Below are 19495 nucleotides of genomic sequence, written 5' to 3' on the forward strand. Positions count from 1 at the left end.
ATATACAATTCAATGAATATAGAAGAGGAGGACAACTGATGGACAGCGTAACATTAATCGGAGCGGCTTCGGTTCTGGCCTCCGGGCTGGCGATTTCTATCGGTTCGATCGGTCCCGCTCTGGGTGAGGGTCGCGCGCTGGCGAGGGCGTTGGATTCAATGGCGCAACAGCCGGATGAATCCAGCAATATCACCCGGACCCTGTTTGTCGGCATGGCCATGATAGAATCGACAGCGATTTACTGCTTCGTGATCGCCATCATCCTGATTTTTGCCAACCCGTTCTGGAATCATGTAACCGCGCAGGCGGGAGGTCAATAGAAATGCAAATTGACTGGTTTACATTGATCGCGCAGATCGTAAACTTTCTGATTCTGGTCTGGCTCTTGAAGCATTTTCTCTACGATCGGATCGTCAAGGCGATGGACAAGCGTCGTGAGAAAATCGCCGCAAAAATAAATGAAGCCGACGACACGAAGTCGGAAGCGGAAAAACTTCGCTCCGAATATCAGGATAAGCTTTCTGACCTGGAAGACAAACAAGATGAGATCATATCCGAGGCCAGAGAGAAAGCCGAAGAAAAACGCAAAGAGATGACGCGCCAGGCCAGAGAAGAGATCGAAAAAATGCGCCAAAGCTGGAAGGAAGCGCTCGAAAACGAAAAACAATCAGTCGTAGAAGAGCTTCGTCGCAACGCCGCGCGCCAGGTTTTCGGTATCTCGCGCAAGGTGCTGAATGAATTGGCGGATGTCGAGATCGAGGAGAGGATCGTGGAAAGATTTCTGGATCGTTTCTCCGAGCTCAGCCAGAAAGATATGGATAAGCTGAAAGCGACCGCGAAAAGCAAAGACAGCGACGTCAGAATTGACTCAGCCTTCGAGATCTCCGGCAAAAATCGCGAGAAACTGACCAAAAGGCTCAAACAGGTCTTAGACGGAATCAAAGATATTGACTATCAAACTGATAGCGACCTTCTGGGCGGTGTGGTTCTTGAAGCGGGTGGTCAGAGAGTCGAATGGAATATCGCTGACTACCTGGAAAATCTCGAAAACGATTTCAAAAACCGTCTTTCTAACTTGAAAAGCGAAACAGCAGAAGCGGAAAATCAAACAGATAGCGAACGGAAATCTGAAAGCGAAGAAAAGTAACATTATGAGTTACAAAACTAAAGATCTGAGGACTCTTCTGGACGACACCCTGAAGGTGATAGAAGAATCCAGAGAGGATTACATTCATGAGCTCCGGCTATACGAAAGCGGCCGCGCGATCTCGGTCACTTCCAGTATCGCCTGGATCAAAGGGTTGCAGGGTGCCGGATATCAGGAGCTTCTGCGTTTTGCGGGTGATTTACGCGGTATGGTCTTCAACCTCCGGCCGAAAAGGCTGGGAGTCGTGCTTTTGGATAAAGGGGCTGAAATCCCGGTCGGGAGCGAGGTTCGTCGCACACGCAGTGTGGTCGATGTGCCGGTCGGCGAAGCGCTTCTGGGCCGGGTTGTCGACGCGGTCGGTCGTCCCCAGGATGGACAGGGGCAGATTCGTTCTGATGAGAGACTGCCAATCGAAAGGGAAGCGCCTCCAATGATCGAACGAGATCCGGTCAAAAAACCGCTTCAGACCGGCGTCAAGGCTGTCGATACGCTGATACCGATCGGACGGGGGCAACGCGAATTGATACTGGGCGACCGCAAAACCGGCAAGACCGCGATTGCAGTCGACACGATCATAAATCAACGTGGCCGGAACGTGGCCTGCATTTACTGCGCGATCGGCAAAAAAAGCTCCGATATCGCTTCGGTCATCGACGATTTAAAAGAATATGATGCTCTCGATTATACCACCGTAGTTGCCACATCGGGCGAGGATCCGCCTGGATTGAAATTCGTTGCGCCATACGCCGCCTGTTCGATGGGCGAATATTTCCGAGATCGTGGTCAGGACGCTTTGGTGATTTATGACGATCTGACGCTGCATGCCAGAGCCTACCGCGAACTCTCGCTTTTGTTGAGACGTCCTCCTGCGCGCGAGGCGTATCCGGGTGATATTTTCTATATTCATTCCCGTCTGCTGGAGCGAGCCACTCATTTGAATAAAGAACTCGGCGGCGGTTCGCTGACCGCTCTGCCGATAATCGAGACTCAGGCACAAAACATTTCGGCCTATATCCCGACCAACCTGATCTCGATTACCGACGGACAGATATATCTCTCGCCCAAGCTCAATCGCCAGGGGATTCTGCCGGCTATTGATGTGGGCAAATCGGTTTCCCGTGTGGGCGGCAAGACCCAGCTTCCAGCTTACCGCGGACTGGCCGGCGATCTGAAGCTGGCTTACTCGCAGTTCGAAGAACTGGAAACATTTTCACGTTTCAGCACCCGGCTGGATGAAGAGACCCGCGCCAAGCTGAAACGGGGCGAACAGGTCCGCGAAGCGCTCAAACAGCCCCAGTATCAGCCGATCAGTGTGCCCGAACAGATCGCTGTCCTGGTGGCCGTCAACCGTGGCCTCTTTGACAGAATCGATACCGATCAGGTCACCGAGGCTTCGCAAAAAGTACGCAGGGTGATGACGGACAAAGTGGAAAAAATATCCGCTAAAATCCAAGAAGGTGAAAAGCTCTCTGACGACGATCTGGATAAATTGGAAACATTGTTTAAGCAAGCCCTCGATCTGAAGGATTCAGATGCTGACTCTTGAAGCTCTGCAACACAAAATCTCAAGCGGTGAAGACCTCTTATCAGTAGTCAAGACCATGAAGGCGATGGCGGCAGTCAGTATTCGTCAGTATGAAAAGGCGGTCGAATCAGCAGAGGCCTACTTTGATACGGTAGAACTTGGATTTCGGGCGCTCTTTCGTCGGGGTCGAAATATCGGCGACCTGATTGCTGGTTACCAGAAGACCGAGACAACGATAGTCCTCGCGGTCGGTTCGGATCAGGGGATGTGCGGTCAGTTCAATGAGAGGATTTTTGGCCTGATGGAAAACGGCTTGAATGAATTGGAAAACGAAAATCAAAACCTCAGAGTTCTGGCGATTGGTGCCAAGCTGAGCGGTTTGATATCGAGTTCTGATACTGAATTAAAACAAACATTCCGCGCCCCCGCTTCGATTCGCACTGTATCCAGCACGGTCGAGGAAATCCTGTTTTATCTGAGTCAGGTCGGCAGCGAGGTGGGCATTTTCAGCCTGCATCTCTACTACAATGCCAAAAGTTCCGGTTCCAGCTATGAGCCGCTTCATATCATGCTTCTGCCTTTCGGTCTAAACTATGCGGAAAATTTGAGAGAGAAAGGCTGGCAGAGCGACCAGATTCCTTCTTTTCGGATTTCAAGTCGTCAATTGTTGTCGTCACTGACTCGGCAGTATATGTTCGCCGGTCTCTACCGTGCCCTGGCGGAATCACTGGCCAGCGAAAACGCCAGCCGACTGGCGGCAATGCAGGCGGCCGAGAAAAACATCGAGGAGCGACTAAAGCAGTATACCACCGAATACCACCACCAGAGACAGGAAAGCATTACCTCTGAGCTTCTGGATATGGTGGCCGGATTCGAAGCCCTGACCGGTGATGACGAAGATGAAGAGGAGGATAGTGATGAAGACAGCGTTTCTGGAATGTGAAGAATGGGAAAAGCAAATCATACAGGATCTTTTAAAAATTGACCATATCAAATTCTCCGAAAAGGAATTATCGGCTGAAAATGTTGAAAATTATGCCGACTTCGAGATAATTTCAACTTTCATCTATTCAGATCTCGACCTGAAGGTGCTTGAGAAACTGGATAATCTAAAGATGATCGCCACCCGTTCGACCGGATTCGACCATATCGATATGGATTACTGCAAAGAAAATGATATCATTGTCTCCAACGTCCCCACTTACGGCTCGCGGACTGTGGCTGAACATGTCTTCGGACTTTTATTGACGATCAGTCATAACCTGACTGAAGCGATCGATCGCACCCGCAAGGGTGATTTCTCGCAGGAAGGCCTTTCAGGATTCGATCTTCACGGAAAAATCCTGGGGATAATCGGTACCGGAAAGATTGGTCGTCGCGCGATTGAAATCGCCCGGGGGTTTGCTATGCAGGTTCTGGCTTTCGATGTGAAACCGGATGAGGAACTGGCCGATAAATTCGGTTTCGAGTATGTCGATTTCGACCAGCTTTTGGAAGAATCGGATGTGATCAGTTTGCATGTGCCTGCCAACAAAAAGACCCGGCATATGATAGCGAAAGATCAGTTCGAGAAGATGAAAGCGGGAGTGGTTCTGATCAATACCTCGCGCGGTTCGGTGATCGATGTCGAGGCTCTGGTCAATGCCCTGGGAAGCGGAAAAGTTCGAGCGGCAGGTCTGGATGTGTTACCCGAAGAGCCTGTAATTCGCGAGGAGGCCGAGCTTCTGCGCAGTGTTTTCCGTCGTGAACACGACCTGGAGACTCTTCTGGCCAATCATATCCTGCTCAGGCTTCGCAATGTCGTAGTCACTCCCCACAGCGCTTTCAATACCAGAGAAGCGGTAACCCGGATTCTGAAAACCTCGGCTGAAAATATACGCTCATTCATGGAAGGCAAACCACAAAATGAAGTCAGCGGTTAAATGTTGAACCACTGATTCTGCAGACAACTAACTATTACTTAACGTAATAATCTTACGTACTTTATTTACGTATTCTTTATGCAATTAACTCGTATTGAACAATCAACTACCTGTAGCCATATTTAAGTTGAATCTGATAGTGAACTCTGACTTTGCAAACACTCAAAAGGAAGGAGTGATCGCAAATGCCTCGAGTAGACGAAGAAATCAAAAAGGATGTAGTTGATCAGTTGTATTGGGATGACCGCGTGGATGCTTCTGACATCAAAGTTAAAGTTGATTCGGGCGAAGTCGAACTCTCGGGTACAGTCCCGTATTATTCGACACGGCGGGTTGCCCAGAATGACAGCTGGAATGTTCTCGGAGTGAGAGCCCTTGAAAACCGGCTGAGAGTCGATTACCCGGAAACGGTTCCGGTACCTTCAGATGCGGAAATACAGGCTAATCTGATCGATCTTTTCAGACTCGATCCGGAGTTGGATCATTCGAAAATAACACCGACGGTTGAATCCGGAAGAGTCCGGCTGGAAGGTGAAGTAAATAAACTCTGGAAAAAAGCCTGGGTAGAAAATCTGGTTGAAGGTGCCTACGGCGTTACTGAGATAGATAACCGGATAACTGTGGTCCCGACCGAAAGCTTAGTTGATACCGCTATCGCGGAAGATCTGCAGGCGGCCCTGCGTCGAAATATCTATGTCGCAGAAGAAGAGATCGATATTAAAGTGCAGGATGGTGTGGTGACTATTCTTGGCACGGTCGACGATTGGATTTCCGCACGTGCTGCTTATAATACTGCTCTCTACACTGCTGGTGCGACCGATGTCATCAACAAAATGGTAATAGCGAAGAAGTAAGCTGATTCGCAGTTGAAATGACTTTCCGGTGGTCCAATCTAAAAACGCATGCTACCTGTTTTACAGTACTGGAGGATTTAACAGGATGAACACAAGCTGTTTTAATCGTCCCTTTTCCATATTCGTAATGACACTATTTCTCGTTTTTGCAGATGCGTTCATGCCGGATTTGTCTGCACAGTATTTCGGTCGCAACAAAGTGCAGTACGAAGATTTTGATTTCAATATAATCGAAACCGACAATTTTAAGATTTATCATTATGCTGAAGAGGGACAGGCGGCTGAGGACGCGTCGTATATGGCCGAACGCTGGTACCGACGTTTTTCAAGACTCTTCAATCACGAGATAAAAAACAAACAGCCTTTGATCCTGTATGCCAATCATGCTGATTTTAAGCAGACAAATGTCATCCAGGGACTGATCAATCAATCAGTCGGTGGTGTGACTGAAGGCCTGCGTCAACGCGTAGTGATCCCCATGACTGGTGTTTACAGTGAGGACAATCATGTTCTCGGCCATGAACTGGCCCATGCGTTTCAGTACGATATCGCCAAAGAGCTGGGTGTCAGGCTCTCCAGAATGGGACGACTGCCACTATTCTTCATTGAAGGCACATCGGAATACCTGTCGATCGGTCGCGGGGATGTGCTTACCTCAATGTGGATGCGTGACGCGGTTATTCATGATGATCTGCCGGGAATCGAAGAGCTCTCCTGGAATCGGCGTTACTTCCCATACCGCTGGGGACACGCTTTTATGGCCTATGTCGCGGGGCGTCTTGGGGATGATGTCGTATTCGACCTGTATGCGGGTACTCTTAAGAATAGCTGGACCAAAGCTCTTGAAACAGTCCTGGGCGACAGCCTCAAGGCGGTTTCAGATGATTGGAGACGGACAATTCGCGATGAGTATCTTCCCCAGGTAAAAAACCGAACCCATCCGGACAGCCTCGGCAAAAAGGTCATTTCCGGTCAGGAAGGGATGAATCTGGCTCCGTCAATAAGTCCCGATGGGCGCTATCTGGCATTTGTATCGAACCGTGAATTGTTTACGCTGAACCTGTATCTGGCCGACGCCAATAGCGGTGAAATTTTGGATGAGCTGGTCAGCTCAAATACCGATGCCCATTTCGATGCCCTCCGATTTACGAACTCTTCGGGGGGATGGTCGCCGGATTCGAAAAAAATCGCTTTTGTTGTATTTAAAGATGGCGACAATGCCGTTGCTGTTCTCGATGTAAAATCACGAGATGTGGAAAAAGTGATTCCATTTGAACAGGTCGATAACTTAAATGATCTGGCATTTTCTCCCGATGGTAGTAAAATTGCAATAACTGGTACCAGCGGAGGTATCAGCGACCTGTACATTTACGATTTCCAAACAGAGACGATTGAACAATTAACTGATGATCGCTATGCAGAAATACAGCCCGACTGGTCGCCCGATGGCAAAACCATCGCTTTCGCCACTGATCGCGGAAAAGGAACAGATTTTGAAAGGCTCGTTTTCGAGCGTATGAATATCGGCCTGTTGAACCTGGCCGAGAATGACGTTGAATTGCTGCTGATTTCACCCGATGCCAAGCATATTGAACCGCAGTTTTCCGCCGATGGTGAAAGCTTGTACTTTGTTTCCGATCCCGATGGCTTTTCCAATTTGTATCGTTACTCATTCTCGGAACAGAGCTACTATAAGCTGACTGATGTGGCTACCGGTATTTCCGGTCTGACCGAGCTTTCACCTACCATGTCGATTGCTCCCGGTGATAATTTAGCGGCCTTTACGGTCTTCAGCAAAATGGAATACGGGATCCATACGCTAGATTTGAACCAGGTTAATGAACTGCCCTATTCCGGGGAAGCTGACGCGCTGGCAAACAATTCAAACCTGCCTCCAGCTGTTTATGAGAGTTTCGTGAATAGCTATATTCTGGCCGAAAACACCCGCCGTCCGGAACTGTCGAAATTCTACCGCAATGAGTATTCGCCCTCGCTGGATCTAATCTACGCCGGAAGATCAATGCTTGGTGTGGCAGTAGATCGCTATGGCGCTTCGCTGGGCGGGGCAGTCAATCTTCTCTACAGCGATATGCTCGGCAATCATCTTTTAAATGTTACTGCGCAGATTAACGGCGGACTTAAGGACCTGGGTGGGCAGGTTCTATACATAAATCGCGATAACCGTATAAACTGGGGCGCTATGATCGGGCATATACCGTATCAGACAGCCCGCATGTTTACCGGTTATGATACAGTCACGGTCAATGGCGATCAGGTCATTGCTCGTGAGTATGAACTTGTACGCGAAAGAGTCTTTAGTGAAAGAGCTTCGCTCATGGCCGAGTATCCACTCAGCCAGAATCGCAGATTTGAAGTCTCGAGCGGATATAATCATATCAGTTATGACCGTGAGGTCGACCGGGTCTTTGTTGCCGGAGGAATTGTAGTTGACCGGGAAGAGGAGGATCTGGAAGGTCCCGCTCAACTGAATCTGTGGCAGAGCTCTCTGGCCTATGTCGGCGACTATTCATTTTTCGGGTTTACCTCGCCGGTGGCTGGAAAGCGTTTTCGTTTTGAAGTCGAGCCGACCCTGGGTTCGCTTCGGTATCTGACTCTGCTTTTGGATTATCGCCATTATTTCCATTTCCGACCGGCAACCCTTGCTTTTCGCGCAGTTCATCTGGGGCGCTACCTGGAGGACTCTGAAAGTGACCGTCTTTCCGAGTTGTATCTCGGTAATGAGACGATGGTGCGTGGCTACAGCCTGGGATCGTTCGATTTATCGGAATGTACCGATTTCAATGAAGAACAAGGATGTGTTGAAGTTGACCGCCTGATCGGATCGAGGCTGGCAGTTTTCAATGCTGAATTGCGTCTGCCTCTTTTGGGCAACAGCCAGTACGGGTTGATAAATTTTCCGACACTTCCGACCGAGCTCAGTTTCTTTTTCGATGGTGGTCTGGCATGGAAAAAAGGTCAGCATCCAAAGCTGGACTGGTCTAATGAATCGGAGCGCAGAGTACCTGTCTTTAGTGCCGGCGTGTCGGCCCGGGTAAACCTCTTTGGTTATCTCGTCAGCCAGTTTTACCTGGCAGTGCCGTTTCAAAGACCAAATACTGATACGCAATTCGGTTTCGTGATCGCGCCGGGCTGGTAATTATCGAAAGTTAACAGGTTGTTGATAAATTTAAGTAGAAGGAGTCTGATCATGAAAGGGCTCGATAAGAAAATAAAGAAAAAAATCATCGACCGTCTCTATGCTGACGACAGGCTGGATGCCACCAAAATTAATGTTGAAGTAGAAGGTTCGCGTGTGATTTTCAACGGCCAGGTCGAGACTGATATTGCCAGACAACTGGTTTCAGAAATCGCGCTTGAGATCGAGAACATTAAATCAGTCGACAATCGCCTGGATATACGTTTTGCGACCGCTCAGCCAGCCGAGGTAAAATTTAACAGCCAACACGATCTCGGAATAGACCATCCCAGCCTGTTTGATATTTCCGACCGTATCGGTTCGAGGCCTTCAACTTTCGTAGCCGACAGCATCATCGCCGAGAGTGTTCGCGTAGCGCTGGATCGAAGCATGTATGTCGATGCTGATATGATCGATGTCAAGGTGTTGGATGGTATGGTGGTGCTGAGAGGAGAAGTCGCAAATATGATGGCTGTAAAGGCTGCCCTCGAAATCGCCATGTACACTGAAGGTGTCCTGAACGTGCGCAGTAATCTCATTATTAATACGGACCAATAAATACTGCCAGGAGAGTGATAAGATTGTTCGATAAGGGAATTCATCTGTTTACATTGTTTGGCTTTGAAGTCAGGTTAAACTGGACCTGGTTGATTTTAGCCGTACTGATAACATGGTCACTGGCGACCGGTTTTTTTCCAGCTTACAGCCCTGATATGCAAACTTCTACATATTGGTGGATGGGGGTAGTCGGGACGATCGGATTGTTTTTCTCGATCGTGTTCCATGAGTTGTCTCATTCGCTGGTGGCTCGACGCTATGGAATTCCGATGCACGGGATAACGTTGTTCGTATTCGGAGGGATGGCTCAGATGCATCAAGAGCCACATAATCCAAAATCGGAAATCCTGATGTCTCTGGCGGGTCCGATTGCCAGCATTGTTATTGGATTAATGTTTCTGGGAGTAAACTATATTGGTGGTCAGGCTCTTGGTCAAACCGCTGTGGGCGTTGTGATAGGTTACCTGGGTATTATCAATTTGATTCTGGCCGCTTTCAACCTTATTCCCGCTTTTCCACTCGACGGCGGAAGAATTCTGCGATCTGTGCTCTGGGCGCGCGGCAAAGATTTGCGTAGAGCGACCCGGATTTCCTCCAGAATCGGATCTGGATTCGGGATATTTTTGATCGTTATGGGTGTTCTGGATTTTATTGGCGGTAACTTTATCGGCGGAGTCTGGTTGGCATTGATTGGGATGTTTTTGCGCAGTATCTCGAAGAACTCGTACCAGCAGTTGCTTATGCGCAAAGCGCTCGAGGGTGAACCGATCAAGCGCTTCATGAAAACCGATCCGGTGACGGTTGAACCTTCCATTACACTCGAGGATCTGGTTGAAAACTATATTTACCGTTACCATCACAAGCTTTACCCGGTCACTCGTAACGGCGAGCTTCTGGGATGTGTCAGCCTTCCGCAGGTCAAACAGTTCTCACGAGAACAATGGGAGAAGCATACGGTCGACGATGTGGTTCGGAAGTGTGACGAAAATAACACCGTTGATGAAAATACAGATTCGGTCAGGATTATGTCGAGGATGCGCAAAAACGGCAATAGCAGGATGATCGTAACCAAAAACGGTCAACTGGCGGGAGTGATTACACTCAAAGACCTGCTGGAATTTCTTTCATTGAAAGTTGATCTGGAGGAGGTCGCTTAAACAAAGCTATGAAACTGAAATTTATTGGCACTCGGGGAAATATTGAAGCAAAAAACAGAAGACACCGCCGTCACAGCTCCCTTCTGGTGAGTTACAACAATCAGAATTTGATGATCGACTGTGGCAAAGACTGGCGGGGAAATTTTCAGAAGTATTCCCCGCAGGCGATTCTGTTAACTCATGCTCATCCTGACCATGCTTTCGGTTTGAAGGATGGTGCGCCCTGCCCGGTCTACGCTACGTCTACAAGCTGGAAGAAACTGGACGATCTTGAAATAGATGATAAACGCAAACTGAGTACTGATAAAAAGCACACGGTGAAAGGGATCGAGGTGAAAGCCTGCACGGTCGAGCATTCTTTAAAAGCTCCGGCTGTCGGTTTTCGAATGAAAGCGGGACGACATCAGATCTTCTACGCTCCTGATCTGGTGTACATCCATGAACGAAGCAGGGCCTTAAAAGGTGTGGATGTGTATATCGGTGATGGAGCCACGATCGACCGCTCTTTTGTGCGTAAACGCGGTGATTACCTGATCGGCCATGCGCCTGTGCGGACACAGCTTACCTGGTGTCAGAAAGAGAACGTCGATTTTGCATTGATCACTCATTGCGGTTCGCAGATCGTCGAAAGCGATGAGCGCAAGCTGGGCGCAAAATTGCGCCGGATGGCCGGGGAACGCGGTGTCTCAGTCAAGATCGCTTATGATGGCATGGAAACCGTGCTGAGTTAACACAATTGATTTGAGGTGATTTAAATGCCGGAGCTTCCGGATGTTGAGGTTTTCAGGAGATATTTCAACCAGACAGCTTTGAATAAGAATGTCAAAGACTTACCTGTAGTCGAAGATGATTTGCTCGATAATACTTCACCACGAAGTATCAAACGAAATTTAGAGAAACAAGCTTTTGAATCGACCGAAAGGCATGGGAAATACCTGTTTGCGCATACTGACAACGACAGGACACTAGTTTTGCATTTCGGTATGACCGGTTTTTTGAAGTATTTTAAAAACAAAGATGAGCAACCGGAGCATACCCGTTTGATGATAGATTTCGAAAATGGTTATCATCTGGCATACGACAGCCAAAGGAAACTTGGCCTGGTGGGATTGACTGCCGACGTCGACAAGTTTGCCATAGAGAAAGAACTCGGTAGAGACGCATTCGATCCTGCTTTGGACTTCAACAGCTTTCGTGATATCCTATCTGAAAAACGCGGGATGCTCAAATCAGCATTGATGGATCAGAAGACTATTGCAGGTATCGGCAATATATACTCCGATGAGATTTTCTTCGATGCCGGTCTTCATCCGGCCCGGAAAGTAGAGGAACTCTCGGACAACCAGCTTCAGAGTTTGTATTCATCATTACGAAAGGTCCTTAAAAAGGCGATCGAGGCAAAAGCTGATCCTGACAGGATGCCGCGCACATGGCTTCTACCAAACCGCGCAGAAGGGAGGAAGTGTCCGCGCTGCGATGGTGAAATAGCAACTGCTAAGATCGCCGGCAGGACATCGTATTTGTGCTTAAACCATCAGAAAACGAGTAGCTGAATCCAAGCAATTTAACTATGAGGAGGATATAATATGCAGATTCCTCTGGAACTGTCCTTTAGAGACGTTAACAAGACGGCCGAACTCGAGGATCTGATAAACGACAAAGTCGATGATCTCGAAAAAGTTTTTGACAATATAATCAGTTGCCGGATGGCGGTCGAGAAGCCCCAGGAACATCAGTCTTCCGGCAGTCCATACCGAGTCAGGATCAATGTTCGTGTTCCGCCCGGGAAAGAAATTGTGGTCACCAAAAACCCGGGCGATGGAGAAATGCACGATCCCCTCGAAGCTATAATCAGGGACGCTTTCGCGACCGCCACGCGGGAATTGCGTGAACTTGGCAACAGGCTGAACCAGGAGGTTAAACAGCACCCGGAACAGGAAAATGCCGCAATTGTGGAGGAGATCAATTACGAGGATGGTTTCGGGTTTTTACGCAGTTTGGAAGGACGCAGGATCTACTTTCATGCCAATAGTGTGCTGAACAATGATTTCAAGCGGGTTGAGGTCGGCACCGGGGTGCGCTTCGTCAGCGAGATGGGCGAGGATGGCCTGCAGGCCTCCACAGTCCAGATCGTCGATAAGCCCGGAGGCAGTCTTCCAAAATCAGACGACCTCGATAAACTTATTGAAAAAGGAAAACCGAGAAAATAATGAAAGGAGCATATGATGGATTACAATGAATTCATTAACAAAATTCAGGCGTCAACGGGAATCGTTGAGGAGAAAGATGCGGTTCGGGCTGCACAGGCCACACTCAATACACTTTCAGAACGTATAACCGGCGATGAAGCTCATGATATGGCTGCCCAGTTGCCCGAACAAATCAAGGAATTCACGAATGTGGACGAATACGCGCAGCGGTTTTCTGCTGATGAATTCTTCGAGAGGGTTTCCAAAAAGGAAGGCACCAACCGCAAGGAAGCTGAGCAGCATTCGCGCGCCGTTATCCATGTAATCAAGGACGCGATCACAGGGGGCGAAATCGATGACCTCAAGGATCAGCTTCCGGAAGATTTCGAGGTGCTGTTCAAGGCTCCGCCTAACGTTTACTGATCAGCAGTCAGGATCGTATACCTCGCTGAGCATAGATACAGAAGCCGGGGTGCAGGTGTCATAAAACTGAAACCATCTTTCTTGAACATGACTTTGTGCATCCCGGTTTCAAAGATGCCGTGGATTCTGTTTTTACACTGAGCGGATACGTTCAATTACCTTCTGTTCTGAACAGGAGGCATCATCGGGAAGCGGTATATTCACAGAACCTGAATTTTTACAATGTGCAGGCTTCCAGTATTGAAGCTTGCAAAAATTTTCAACCTGTAACAAGGAAAAGACCCATGCAGAAAGTGGACCTTCCTGATTATGAATGGCCGGAATTCTTTTTGAATATGGCGACCGTTTATCGCAACCGGATAATGAATATCAAACAGGGAGATAATCGCGATGGCAATTCTGTTCGGATTGAAAATGTCGCATTGAAAAACATCGTGATGAGCGATGATGGTACTCGTTGTCTCCAGATGCAAACTGTCGATTCCGCTGGAAAACACCTGACACATACGATCGATTCACCGCTCAGAATTATGATGATAAACAAATCCAATGGCCTGTTTCCGGACTTTGAAATTGCCTCTACAAGCGGGTTGACCACAACAATTAAATTCAAATAAGCAGCCATGGAGAAGCGCGGTGAAGTTCATATCGGTACCTCGGGATGGAACTACAAGCATTGGAGAGAAGTTTTCTATCCCAAAGATCTTGATCCAAAAGGATGGCTGGAATATTATGCTGAAAAGCTGAACGATGTCGAATTGAACAACACCTTTTATCAATTACCAGCTAAACGTTCATTCGAGCAATGGAAAAATACAGTGCCCTGTGAATTCAGCTTCGCAGTCAAGGGCAGCCGCTTTATCACCCATATGAAAAAACTCAAAGATCCAAAGCAGTCCACACAGAAGTTATTCGAGAGAGTCGAAACCCTGCAGGACAAGCTCGGCCCGATACTTTTCCAACTCCCGCCACGCTTCAAAGCGAATCCCGAAAGGCTGGACAGCTTTTTAAACAGGCTTCCTCGTAACTGTGAATATGCCTTTGAGTTTCGCGATCACAGCTGGTGGAATAACGAGATTTTCGATATCTTAATCGAACATAAGGCCGCGTTTTGCATTTATGACCTGGCCGGCACACTGTCTTCCAAAAAGATTACCTCTCCCCATATGGTATATATACGCCTGCACGGCCCTGGCGATGCCTATGAGGGCCGTTACAGCAAGCATGAACTGGCATCATGGGCTGGAGCGATCAACAGCTGGACTGAAACCGGACGTGATGTCTATGTCTTCTTCGATAACGACCAAGATGGTTACGCGCCCCTGAACGCCATCGAACTGCGCGATATGCTGTCCTGATCAGCAATCGGGCAGGTTGTCGCCATCGGTATCGCAGGGATCGTGGCCGTCGCGAAACACGAAATCAACCAAAAATACCAAGTCCAGCATATTCACTTTTGTGTCGCAGTTGACATCGGCGCTTTCGGGCGGGTCCGGAGCTGGACCACCATTAAACATATAATTCATGACAAAACTCACGTCAGATGCATCGTTGATTCCATCGGCATTAGCGTCGCCGCATCCGCCGGTCACCATGATTAGAACCTCTCCATCGTGCCAGAAACAATCAGGGCTATTGTCGTTAAAAACGCCCCTGACAGCCTTGAGCTCAGAGGTCTGTCCTGAGACAGCTTCTACTGCGGTTGTGAGTTCGATGAAAAACAGGTTACCGGAACCATAAATTTCTTTTTCCGAAGCACAAGCGACTATAACCACGGTATCCAGAATATTGGATGTAAACATAGCGCCGGAGCTGATTGAATTGTGATTGTCGATTCCGACAACTTCCAGCTCCATCGGGTTGTATCTGATTTCGACAGTATATGAATACACCTGATCTGAAAGATCGACATGGTCGACCTCGACCGCCAGCCTGAGAGTATCGCCTTTGTAAATGACGGTGTCGGGCAGGTACGTATTTATCGGTTCTGCCGAAGCTATCGACAACAGCAGTACCGACAAAAACGCGGCCTTGATCAACATACGAAAACTTATACAGTGCTGATATTTCATGCTATTCCCTCCAGTAAAATCATCTCAAAAAGTCCGTAATAAACTAAGTGATGAATCTGCGTCCAAGCTGAAAAAAGATGCAAAAAAACCGTTAAAAGACTGGTGTCGATTTCAGGTTATTATAATTAGCCAGCCCTGTCAAGTAATATTATAGTTAATTTTAATTAAAGATCGTAATTTGCGCACACGAATATCAGCCTCAGCGTTTTTAAGGTTAAAACCGTGGTAGTTATAGGGTATGACAATTAACCTGAGAGGTCATCCGAGTCAGAACTTGTTAAATGCTTTCAGCAATCCAAGATTGAATCACCGTCGGTATCGCAGGGAGGATTGCCGTTGGCAAAAGCGTAATTGACGAGATAGACGACATCGGAGAGATCGACCGAATCATCGCAATTGACATCACCAATCGACATGGGAGACGGTGCCGGCCCGCCGGCAAATGCGAAGTTCACAATGAGAACCGCATCGGTAATGGAAACACTGCCATCCCCGTCGGCATCACCGCAAAGATACATGCGGACGATACCGTTTTGGAATGCAAGCCTGCGGTTGGGTTGGTTCAGAAAACAGCTGTCGGGAGTTCCGATTCCGGGTATACGGTCTTGTTCCGGAAACTGATCGTCATCGGACTCATCCCAGATCAAGCTTTCATCGTAATCATAGATTAGTATATCGACATACAGGGAGTCACCCAGGACAGACGAGAAAGCGTTCGCCCCGCAGTCGACCCAGCTGAATTCAAGCAAGGAGGATTCTCCTGCGTAGGCCGGATCGTCGGTAACTTTGAGACGCAGTTTTACCAGCTCGTATCTGGCAAAATCTGGAGGGCCGTAGCAAAGCGGTGTTCCCGGTTCCAGGGAGTTGGCGATGACGAAGAACTCCACACCGTATGCATGAGGTGTGACAGTAAACTGTTCCCATTCACAGTCCGTCAAAAGCTGTCCGGGAAGCGCTTCAACGAATTCAAAGACTGTGCTGTCGAAGGAGATATGAAAATCGAAACCGCCGATTTGATAGGATGCGTACTCGGTCGTGACTGACACTTCGATCACCTGGTTCAAAAGCGCATCGCCGACCGGCTCAATTTTCAGCAGGGGAATATCCTGGGCGGAAATTCTGGTACCGCAAAAAGTGAAAATGATACAAAAGGCGAGAATAAAAGAAAAAGCGGCATTTCTGAAGGCCGGATTCATCGACACCTCTCTTTTATACGTTATATGAATTCTTGTGGAAGGCCTTAGCTTCACTCCTCGCAGGTTATACATTTTTCGGCCTGATAAGTTCAAATTCCGCTCAAGCATTATTCGGAATTCTATGACGGTTAATATTAATACATTTCTTACCGATAAGATATAGTACCCGCCATGATTTGCAAAGGAGTGTCTTATGTCGTCAAATAAGCGCCAGCACGAGCGAGTCAAACCGCTGGATCATTTCCTGGTAATAGATCAACAAACTGGTGATTTCATCGGTCGAGTAGTGAATTTGTCTTCCGGGGGAATAAAACTGATCGGCGCTAATCCGGTTGTGAAAGAAAAGATATATCAATGCCAGATGACTTTACCCCGGGAATTTGAAGGTGAGACGATGATCGAATTCGAGGCCTGCTGTAAATGGTCTGAGAAAAATGAATTTATGAAAATGTATGAGACCGGATTTGAAATCACGAAATGCTCAGAACAGGGAAAAAAGATATTTGCAGAACTGATTGAAAAGTGGTGTGTCGGCAAGACCGGCACGGTTAAAGCATAGCTTGCATATTTTAAATATAAGAAAAAAAAGCCTGCCTCATAACGAGACAGGCTTTTTTTCTATGATGCTGACTTATTTAGCAATCAGGAATACCGTTGCCGTCAGTATCGCAGGGCGGATTGCCGCCGGAGAATGCGTAGTTGATGATATAAACCGCATCGGATACATCGATAACAGAATCGCAGTTGGCATCGGCAGACGCGATCGGATCGGGAGCCGGTCCGCCGGCAAAAGCGTAGTTAATGATATAAACGGCGTCGGAGACATCGACCACACCGTCGCTGTTGGCATCGCCACAGATATAGTTACCGCTACATCCCACGCCCAGTGCACCGATCAGCTCGAAACAGGGTGAGTTGTCAGTCGCGCAGTAGGAAACCTGGTCGATATAGTAATCGCCATTGTCCTTGTCGCAGAAGAGCGGATTTTCAGTCAGGTTGTTGTTGAGGGTGTCGAGCCCGGCGATACAATCGACCCAGTTGCCAAGATTGTTGCCGTAGATATCGGTGCAACTGATATCCGGCTGGCTGGCGCCATCGACACATTCAACTGCCGCGCCCTCAGTCGAAAAGGCCACGATGGTGCGGTTGATATCCGGTTCGGAAGCATCATCCATGGAGATACCGCCACCGGTCGGGGCATCGTTGCCTACGATCGTGCAGTTATTGATTGTCGGCGAGGCATCGATCAGGCCGATACCACCACCGCGTACTGCGTTATTGCCGGCGATCACACATCGTTCGATAGTCGGTGATGAACCATCGCAGAGGATCGCTCCGCCGGTCCTGCGGTTGAGATCATCCGGATTGATCGTACCGAAACCGTTGACGAGTGTGAAGCCCTTCAGGGTTGAGGCCGCGCCTTCACCGTTGACAAAATAAACTGCACTGGCAGTGTCGACTATACCGAGCGAGTCCGAATTGGCGTCGATGATCGTATTGACGATATGATCCTCGTCGCTGTCGAGTTCGTACAGGCTGGCCAGCAGGCAACCGCGTCCATCAAAATTGACGCTCTCATAATAGGTGCCGTCTACCGCATAGATACTGCCACCCTTGGCATCGTCCACAAGACCCAGAGCTTCCTGGATTCTCATCACCGATCCAAACTGCGGGCTGTCATCGTCGACATACAGGACTGCCAGGCTGGGCTGGAATCCCGTTGTACCCGGATCAGTATCGGTATTGCTGCCAATCCAGGGCGTGTAGTCGATGTTGCCATCGATTAAGGCCGCTACCGCTGAAGCCCCGTTGACGCCGTAGCTGTTTGTCGAGCCATCCTGCAGGTTGGCTACCGTCGACGTGATCGCGTAATTATTAGTGGTCAACCTGTTATAATGCATGCTAACATCTGCCGGACCACCGTAGTCATAGACATAGATACCGTAATCCCAGTCGCTGATAGCGCAGTAGCTGATTTCGAGTTCGACCGGATCAGCGGAGGTTGAGAACGCGCCCACGCCCCAGCTGTCGGTAGCCGAGTTGCCGGTGATGACGGAATTAGTAAGACTGACCTGCATGGTTGCCTTATCAGGATTAGCCTGGATGCCAGCGATACCGTCCGGCAGATGTTTCGGCCGGGTTGACTTCACAGTTGAGCCGTTGTAAGCATAGAAACCGTCACCGATCGGATTGGTGATCGTTCCGCCGTCGAAACTGCCTGAGCCGTTGATCCAGTAGACACCGGTCTGGCACTGGTCGATATCGACCGCTGTGGCGTTGACTGTGCCGGACGTACTCACCAAAAATCCGGTCGCAGTCCAGTCGGTGCCGTCATAGGCAATCAGGGAGATGTCGCAGTTATCGACAGTTCCACTTGCGCTGGACGCGATTTCGATACCGTTCTGGGCGATGACATCGGTCAGACCCTTTCCGGTCGCGGTGCAATTCGTAATCACCGCTTCGGAGTACTCGCCCAGTACAGTGATACCGTTTTTCTGGAAGTCGGAGACATCGCAATCAGTCAAAACAGCGGTCTTGACCGGATCTGTATCGTTATAGACCAGAATTGCGAGGCCGTGCTGGGAACCGCTGAAAGGCGTATCCTGGATATTGACGACATCGCAGTCGGCCAACTCTACTTCGGCATTGTAGCAGCCGATACCGGTGAAGCGATAGTTGCCGTTACCCCGGCCGAGACCATCGACCGTAACACCCTCGAGTTCAACCGTGGCATCGTGGATGCAGACGACAGGGAAGTACTCATTACTGCCGTAGGTGAACGAGGTGGTCAATGACGTCGGTGACTGGATAGTCACAAGGGTCGAACCGGCACCGTCGATGATGACGTTTTTGGCTACTTCGACCTGCTGTTCATAGGTGCCCTCGAGGAGGTAAATATAACCGTCTGCACGCACCGCGCTGACCCCATCCGGAAGGTTGTCAAAGGCGTCGTAGCCCCAGACATGACCGTCGTTTGTACCGGTCGGAGTGTAGTCGTCATCAACCCAGACAGTGTCACGTTCGACACCGAACGAACAACTCGAGAGATCCTCGTTGCTCCAGGGCTGGAAGGTTGCGTTGTCGGTGATTTCATTTCCCTGACCGAGCGGGTTGGAAGTCGCATTGTACGGTCCGGTGATATCTCCCCACCAGTTACAGGTGGCATCCCAGACAACTCCGGTGCCGTTGTCGATTCCATAGTCTGCGTTGTTCTTGATTTCGTTGTTATTGACCTGGAAGCTACCGGCAAAACTAC

At 48.9% G+C, this 19495-nt stretch carries 18 protein-coding genes; 16 read left to right on the plus strand and 2 right to left on the minus strand.

Annotation, left to right across the window (positions count from 1 at the left end; genetic code table 11):
• The first annotated feature begins 38 nt into the window (after positions 1 to 38).
• The 15 genes from GF404_02165 (at position 39) to GF404_02235 (ending at position 14329) form a co-directional block, all read left to right on the plus strand.
• Positions 39 to 320, plus strand: a complete 282-nt coding sequence (locus GF404_02165) for a F0F1 ATP synthase subunit C (protein MBD3380981.1) — start codon at positions 39 to 41, stop codon at positions 318 to 320.
• Positions 321 to 322: 2 nt separating this feature from the next.
• The gene (gene atpF / locus GF404_02170; protein MBD3380982.1) at positions 323 to 1147 is read left to right on the plus strand and encodes a F0F1 ATP synthase subunit B; all 825 of its coding nucleotides are present in this window, start codon (positions 323 to 325) and stop codon (positions 1145 to 1147) included.
• 4 nt (positions 1148 to 1151) lie between these two features.
• Complete coding sequence (locus tag GF404_02175) at positions 1152 to 2693, plus strand: alternate F1F0 ATPase, F1 subunit alpha (GenBank protein ID MBD3380983.1); 1542 nt, start codon at positions 1152 to 1154, stop codon at positions 2691 to 2693.
• Positions 2680 to 3615 carry a F0F1 ATP synthase subunit gamma gene (locus GF404_02180; GenBank protein MBD3380984.1) on the plus strand — a complete coding sequence of 312 codons (936 nt, stop codon included), beginning with the start codon at positions 2680 to 2682 and terminating at the stop codon, positions 3613 to 3615. The genes GF404_02175 and GF404_02180 overlap by 14 nt, the downstream gene beginning before the upstream one ends.
• Positions 3590 to 4594, plus strand: coding sequence for a hydroxyacid dehydrogenase (locus GF404_02185; GenBank protein ID MBD3380985.1), 1005 nt, complete (start codon positions 3590 to 3592; stop codon positions 4592 to 4594). Before GF404_02180 ends, GF404_02185 begins: the two co-directional genes overlap by 26 nt.
• Before the next feature lie 185 nt (positions 4595 to 4779).
• On the plus strand, positions 4780 to 5448 hold the full coding sequence (locus GF404_02190) for a BON domain-containing protein (protein ID MBD3380986.1): 669 nt from the start codon (positions 4780 to 4782) through the stop codon (positions 5446 to 5448).
• Positions 5449 to 5533: 85 nt separating this feature from the next.
• Positions 5534 to 8605 carry a BamA/TamA family outer membrane protein gene (locus GF404_02195; GenBank protein MBD3380987.1) on the plus strand — a complete coding sequence of 1024 codons (3072 nt, stop codon included), beginning with the start codon at positions 5534 to 5536 and terminating at the stop codon, positions 8603 to 8605.
• Between the two features lie 51 nt (positions 8606 to 8656).
• Positions 8657 to 9202, plus strand: a complete 546-nt coding sequence (locus GF404_02200; GenBank protein MBD3380988.1) for a BON domain-containing protein — start codon at positions 8657 to 8659, stop codon at positions 9200 to 9202.
• Positions 9203 to 9225: 23 nt separating this feature from the next.
• On the plus strand, positions 9226 to 10359 hold the full coding sequence (locus GF404_02205) for a CBS domain-containing protein (GenBank protein ID MBD3380989.1): 1134 nt from the start codon (positions 9226 to 9228) through the stop codon (positions 10357 to 10359).
• Positions 10360 to 10367: 8 nt separating this feature from the next.
• Positions 10368 to 11090 carry an MBL fold metallo-hydrolase gene (locus tag GF404_02210; protein MBD3380990.1) on the plus strand — a complete coding sequence of 241 codons (723 nt, stop codon included), beginning with the start codon at positions 10368 to 10370 and terminating at the stop codon, positions 11088 to 11090.
• A gap of 24 nt (positions 11091 to 11114) precedes the next feature.
• Entirely contained in the window at positions 11115 to 11912 is a 798-nt protein-coding gene (locus GF404_02215; GenBank protein MBD3380991.1) for an Fpg/Nei family DNA glycosylase, read from the plus strand.
• Positions 11913 to 11945: 33 nt separating this feature from the next.
• Positions 11946 to 12569: an HPF/RaiA family ribosome-associated protein gene (locus tag GF404_02220; GenBank protein MBD3380992.1), complete on the plus strand. Its 624-nt coding sequence runs from the start codon at positions 11946 to 11948 to the stop codon at positions 12567 to 12569.
• 12 nt (positions 12570 to 12581) lie between these two features.
• Positions 12582 to 12971: a DUF2267 domain-containing protein gene (locus GF404_02225; GenBank protein ID MBD3380993.1), complete on the plus strand. Its 390-nt coding sequence runs from the start codon at positions 12582 to 12584 to the stop codon at positions 12969 to 12971.
• Positions 12972 to 13255: 284 nt separating this feature from the next.
• On the plus strand, positions 13256 to 13588 hold the full coding sequence (locus GF404_02230; protein MBD3380994.1) for a hypothetical protein: 333 nt from the start codon (positions 13256 to 13258) through the stop codon (positions 13586 to 13588).
• 6 nt (positions 13589 to 13594) lie between these two features.
• The gene (locus tag GF404_02235) at positions 13595 to 14329 is read left to right on the plus strand and encodes a DUF72 domain-containing protein (GenBank protein ID MBD3380995.1); all 735 of its coding nucleotides are present in this window, start codon (positions 13595 to 13597) and stop codon (positions 14327 to 14329) included.
• On the opposite strand, the gene GF404_02240 is transcribed toward GF404_02235, so the two are convergent.
• Both GF404_02240 and GF404_02245 read right to left on the minus strand, forming a co-directional pair.
• A complete protein-coding gene (locus GF404_02240) occupies positions 14330 to 15043 on the minus strand; it encodes a hypothetical protein (GenBank protein ID MBD3380996.1) in 714 nt (237 codons plus the stop codon).
• 287 nt (positions 15044 to 15330) lie between these two features.
• Positions 15331 to 16239, minus strand: a complete 909-nt coding sequence (locus GF404_02245) for a hypothetical protein (protein ID MBD3380997.1) — start codon at positions 16237 to 16239, stop codon at positions 15331 to 15333.
• Between the two features lie 193 nt (positions 16240 to 16432).
• On the opposite strand from GF404_02245, the gene GF404_02250 reads away from it, so the two are divergent.
• Positions 16433 to 16798, plus strand: a complete 366-nt coding sequence (locus GF404_02250; GenBank protein MBD3380998.1) for a hypothetical protein — start codon at positions 16433 to 16435, stop codon at positions 16796 to 16798.
• Positions 16799 to 19495 lie beyond the last annotated feature (2697 nt).

It is taken from the genome of Candidatus Zixiibacteriota bacterium, assembly GCA_014728145.1.
Classification (GTDB): domain Bacteria; phylum Zixibacteria; class MSB-5A5; order JAABVY01; family JAABVY01; genus WJMC01.

Excerpts from the sequence above, each read along its gene's own strand:
- GF404_02240 (MBD3380996.1), bottom strand. The coding sequence starts at position 15,043 with ATGAAATATCAGCACTGTATAAGTTTTCGTATGTTGATCAAGGCCGCG.
- GF404_02225 (MBD3380993.1), top strand. The coding sequence starts at position 12,582 with ATGATGGATTACAATGAATTCATTAACAAAATTCAGGCGTCAACGGGA.
- GF404_02220 (MBD3380992.1), top strand. The coding sequence starts at position 11,946 with ATGCAGATTCCTCTGGAACTGTCCTTTAGAGACGTTAACAAGACGGCC.
- GF404_02175 (MBD3380983.1), top strand. The coding sequence starts at position 1,152 with ATGAGTTACAAAACTAAAGATCTGAGGACTCTTCTGGACGACACCCTG.
- atpF (MBD3380982.1), top strand. The coding sequence starts at position 323 with ATGCAAATTGACTGGTTTACATTGATCGCGCAGATCGTAAACTTTCTG.
- GF404_02210 (MBD3380990.1), top strand. The coding sequence starts at position 10,368 with ATGAAACTGAAATTTATTGGCACTCGGGGAAATATTGAAGCAAAAAAC.
- GF404_02165 (MBD3380981.1), top strand. The coding sequence starts at position 39 with ATGGACAGCGTAACATTAATCGGAGCGGCTTCGGTTCTGGCCTCCGGG.
- GF404_02245 (MBD3380997.1), bottom strand. The coding sequence starts at position 16,239 with ATGAATCCGGCCTTCAGAAATGCCGCTTTTTCTTTTATTCTCGCCTTT.
- GF404_02230 (MBD3380994.1), top strand. The coding sequence starts at position 13,256 with ATGCAGAAAGTGGACCTTCCTGATTATGAATGGCCGGAATTCTTTTTG.
- GF404_02250 (MBD3380998.1), top strand. The coding sequence starts at position 16,433 with ATGTCGTCAAATAAGCGCCAGCACGAGCGAGTCAAACCGCTGGATCAT.
- GF404_02180 (MBD3380984.1), top strand. The coding sequence starts at position 2,680 with ATGCTGACTCTTGAAGCTCTGCAACACAAAATCTCAAGCGGTGAAGAC.
- GF404_02200 (MBD3380988.1), top strand. The coding sequence starts at position 8,657 with ATGAAAGGGCTCGATAAGAAAATAAAGAAAAAAATCATCGACCGTCTC.
- GF404_02215 (MBD3380991.1), top strand. The coding sequence starts at position 11,115 with ATGCCGGAGCTTCCGGATGTTGAGGTTTTCAGGAGATATTTCAACCAG.
- GF404_02185 (MBD3380985.1), top strand. The coding sequence starts at position 3,590 with ATGAAGACAGCGTTTCTGGAATGTGAAGAATGGGAAAAGCAAATCATA.
- GF404_02195 (MBD3380987.1), top strand. The coding sequence starts at position 5,534 with ATGAACACAAGCTGTTTTAATCGTCCCTTTTCCATATTCGTAATGACA.
- GF404_02235 (MBD3380995.1), top strand. The coding sequence starts at position 13,595 with ATGGAGAAGCGCGGTGAAGTTCATATCGGTACCTCGGGATGGAACTAC.
- GF404_02190 (MBD3380986.1), top strand. The coding sequence starts at position 4,780 with ATGCCTCGAGTAGACGAAGAAATCAAAAAGGATGTAGTTGATCAGTTG.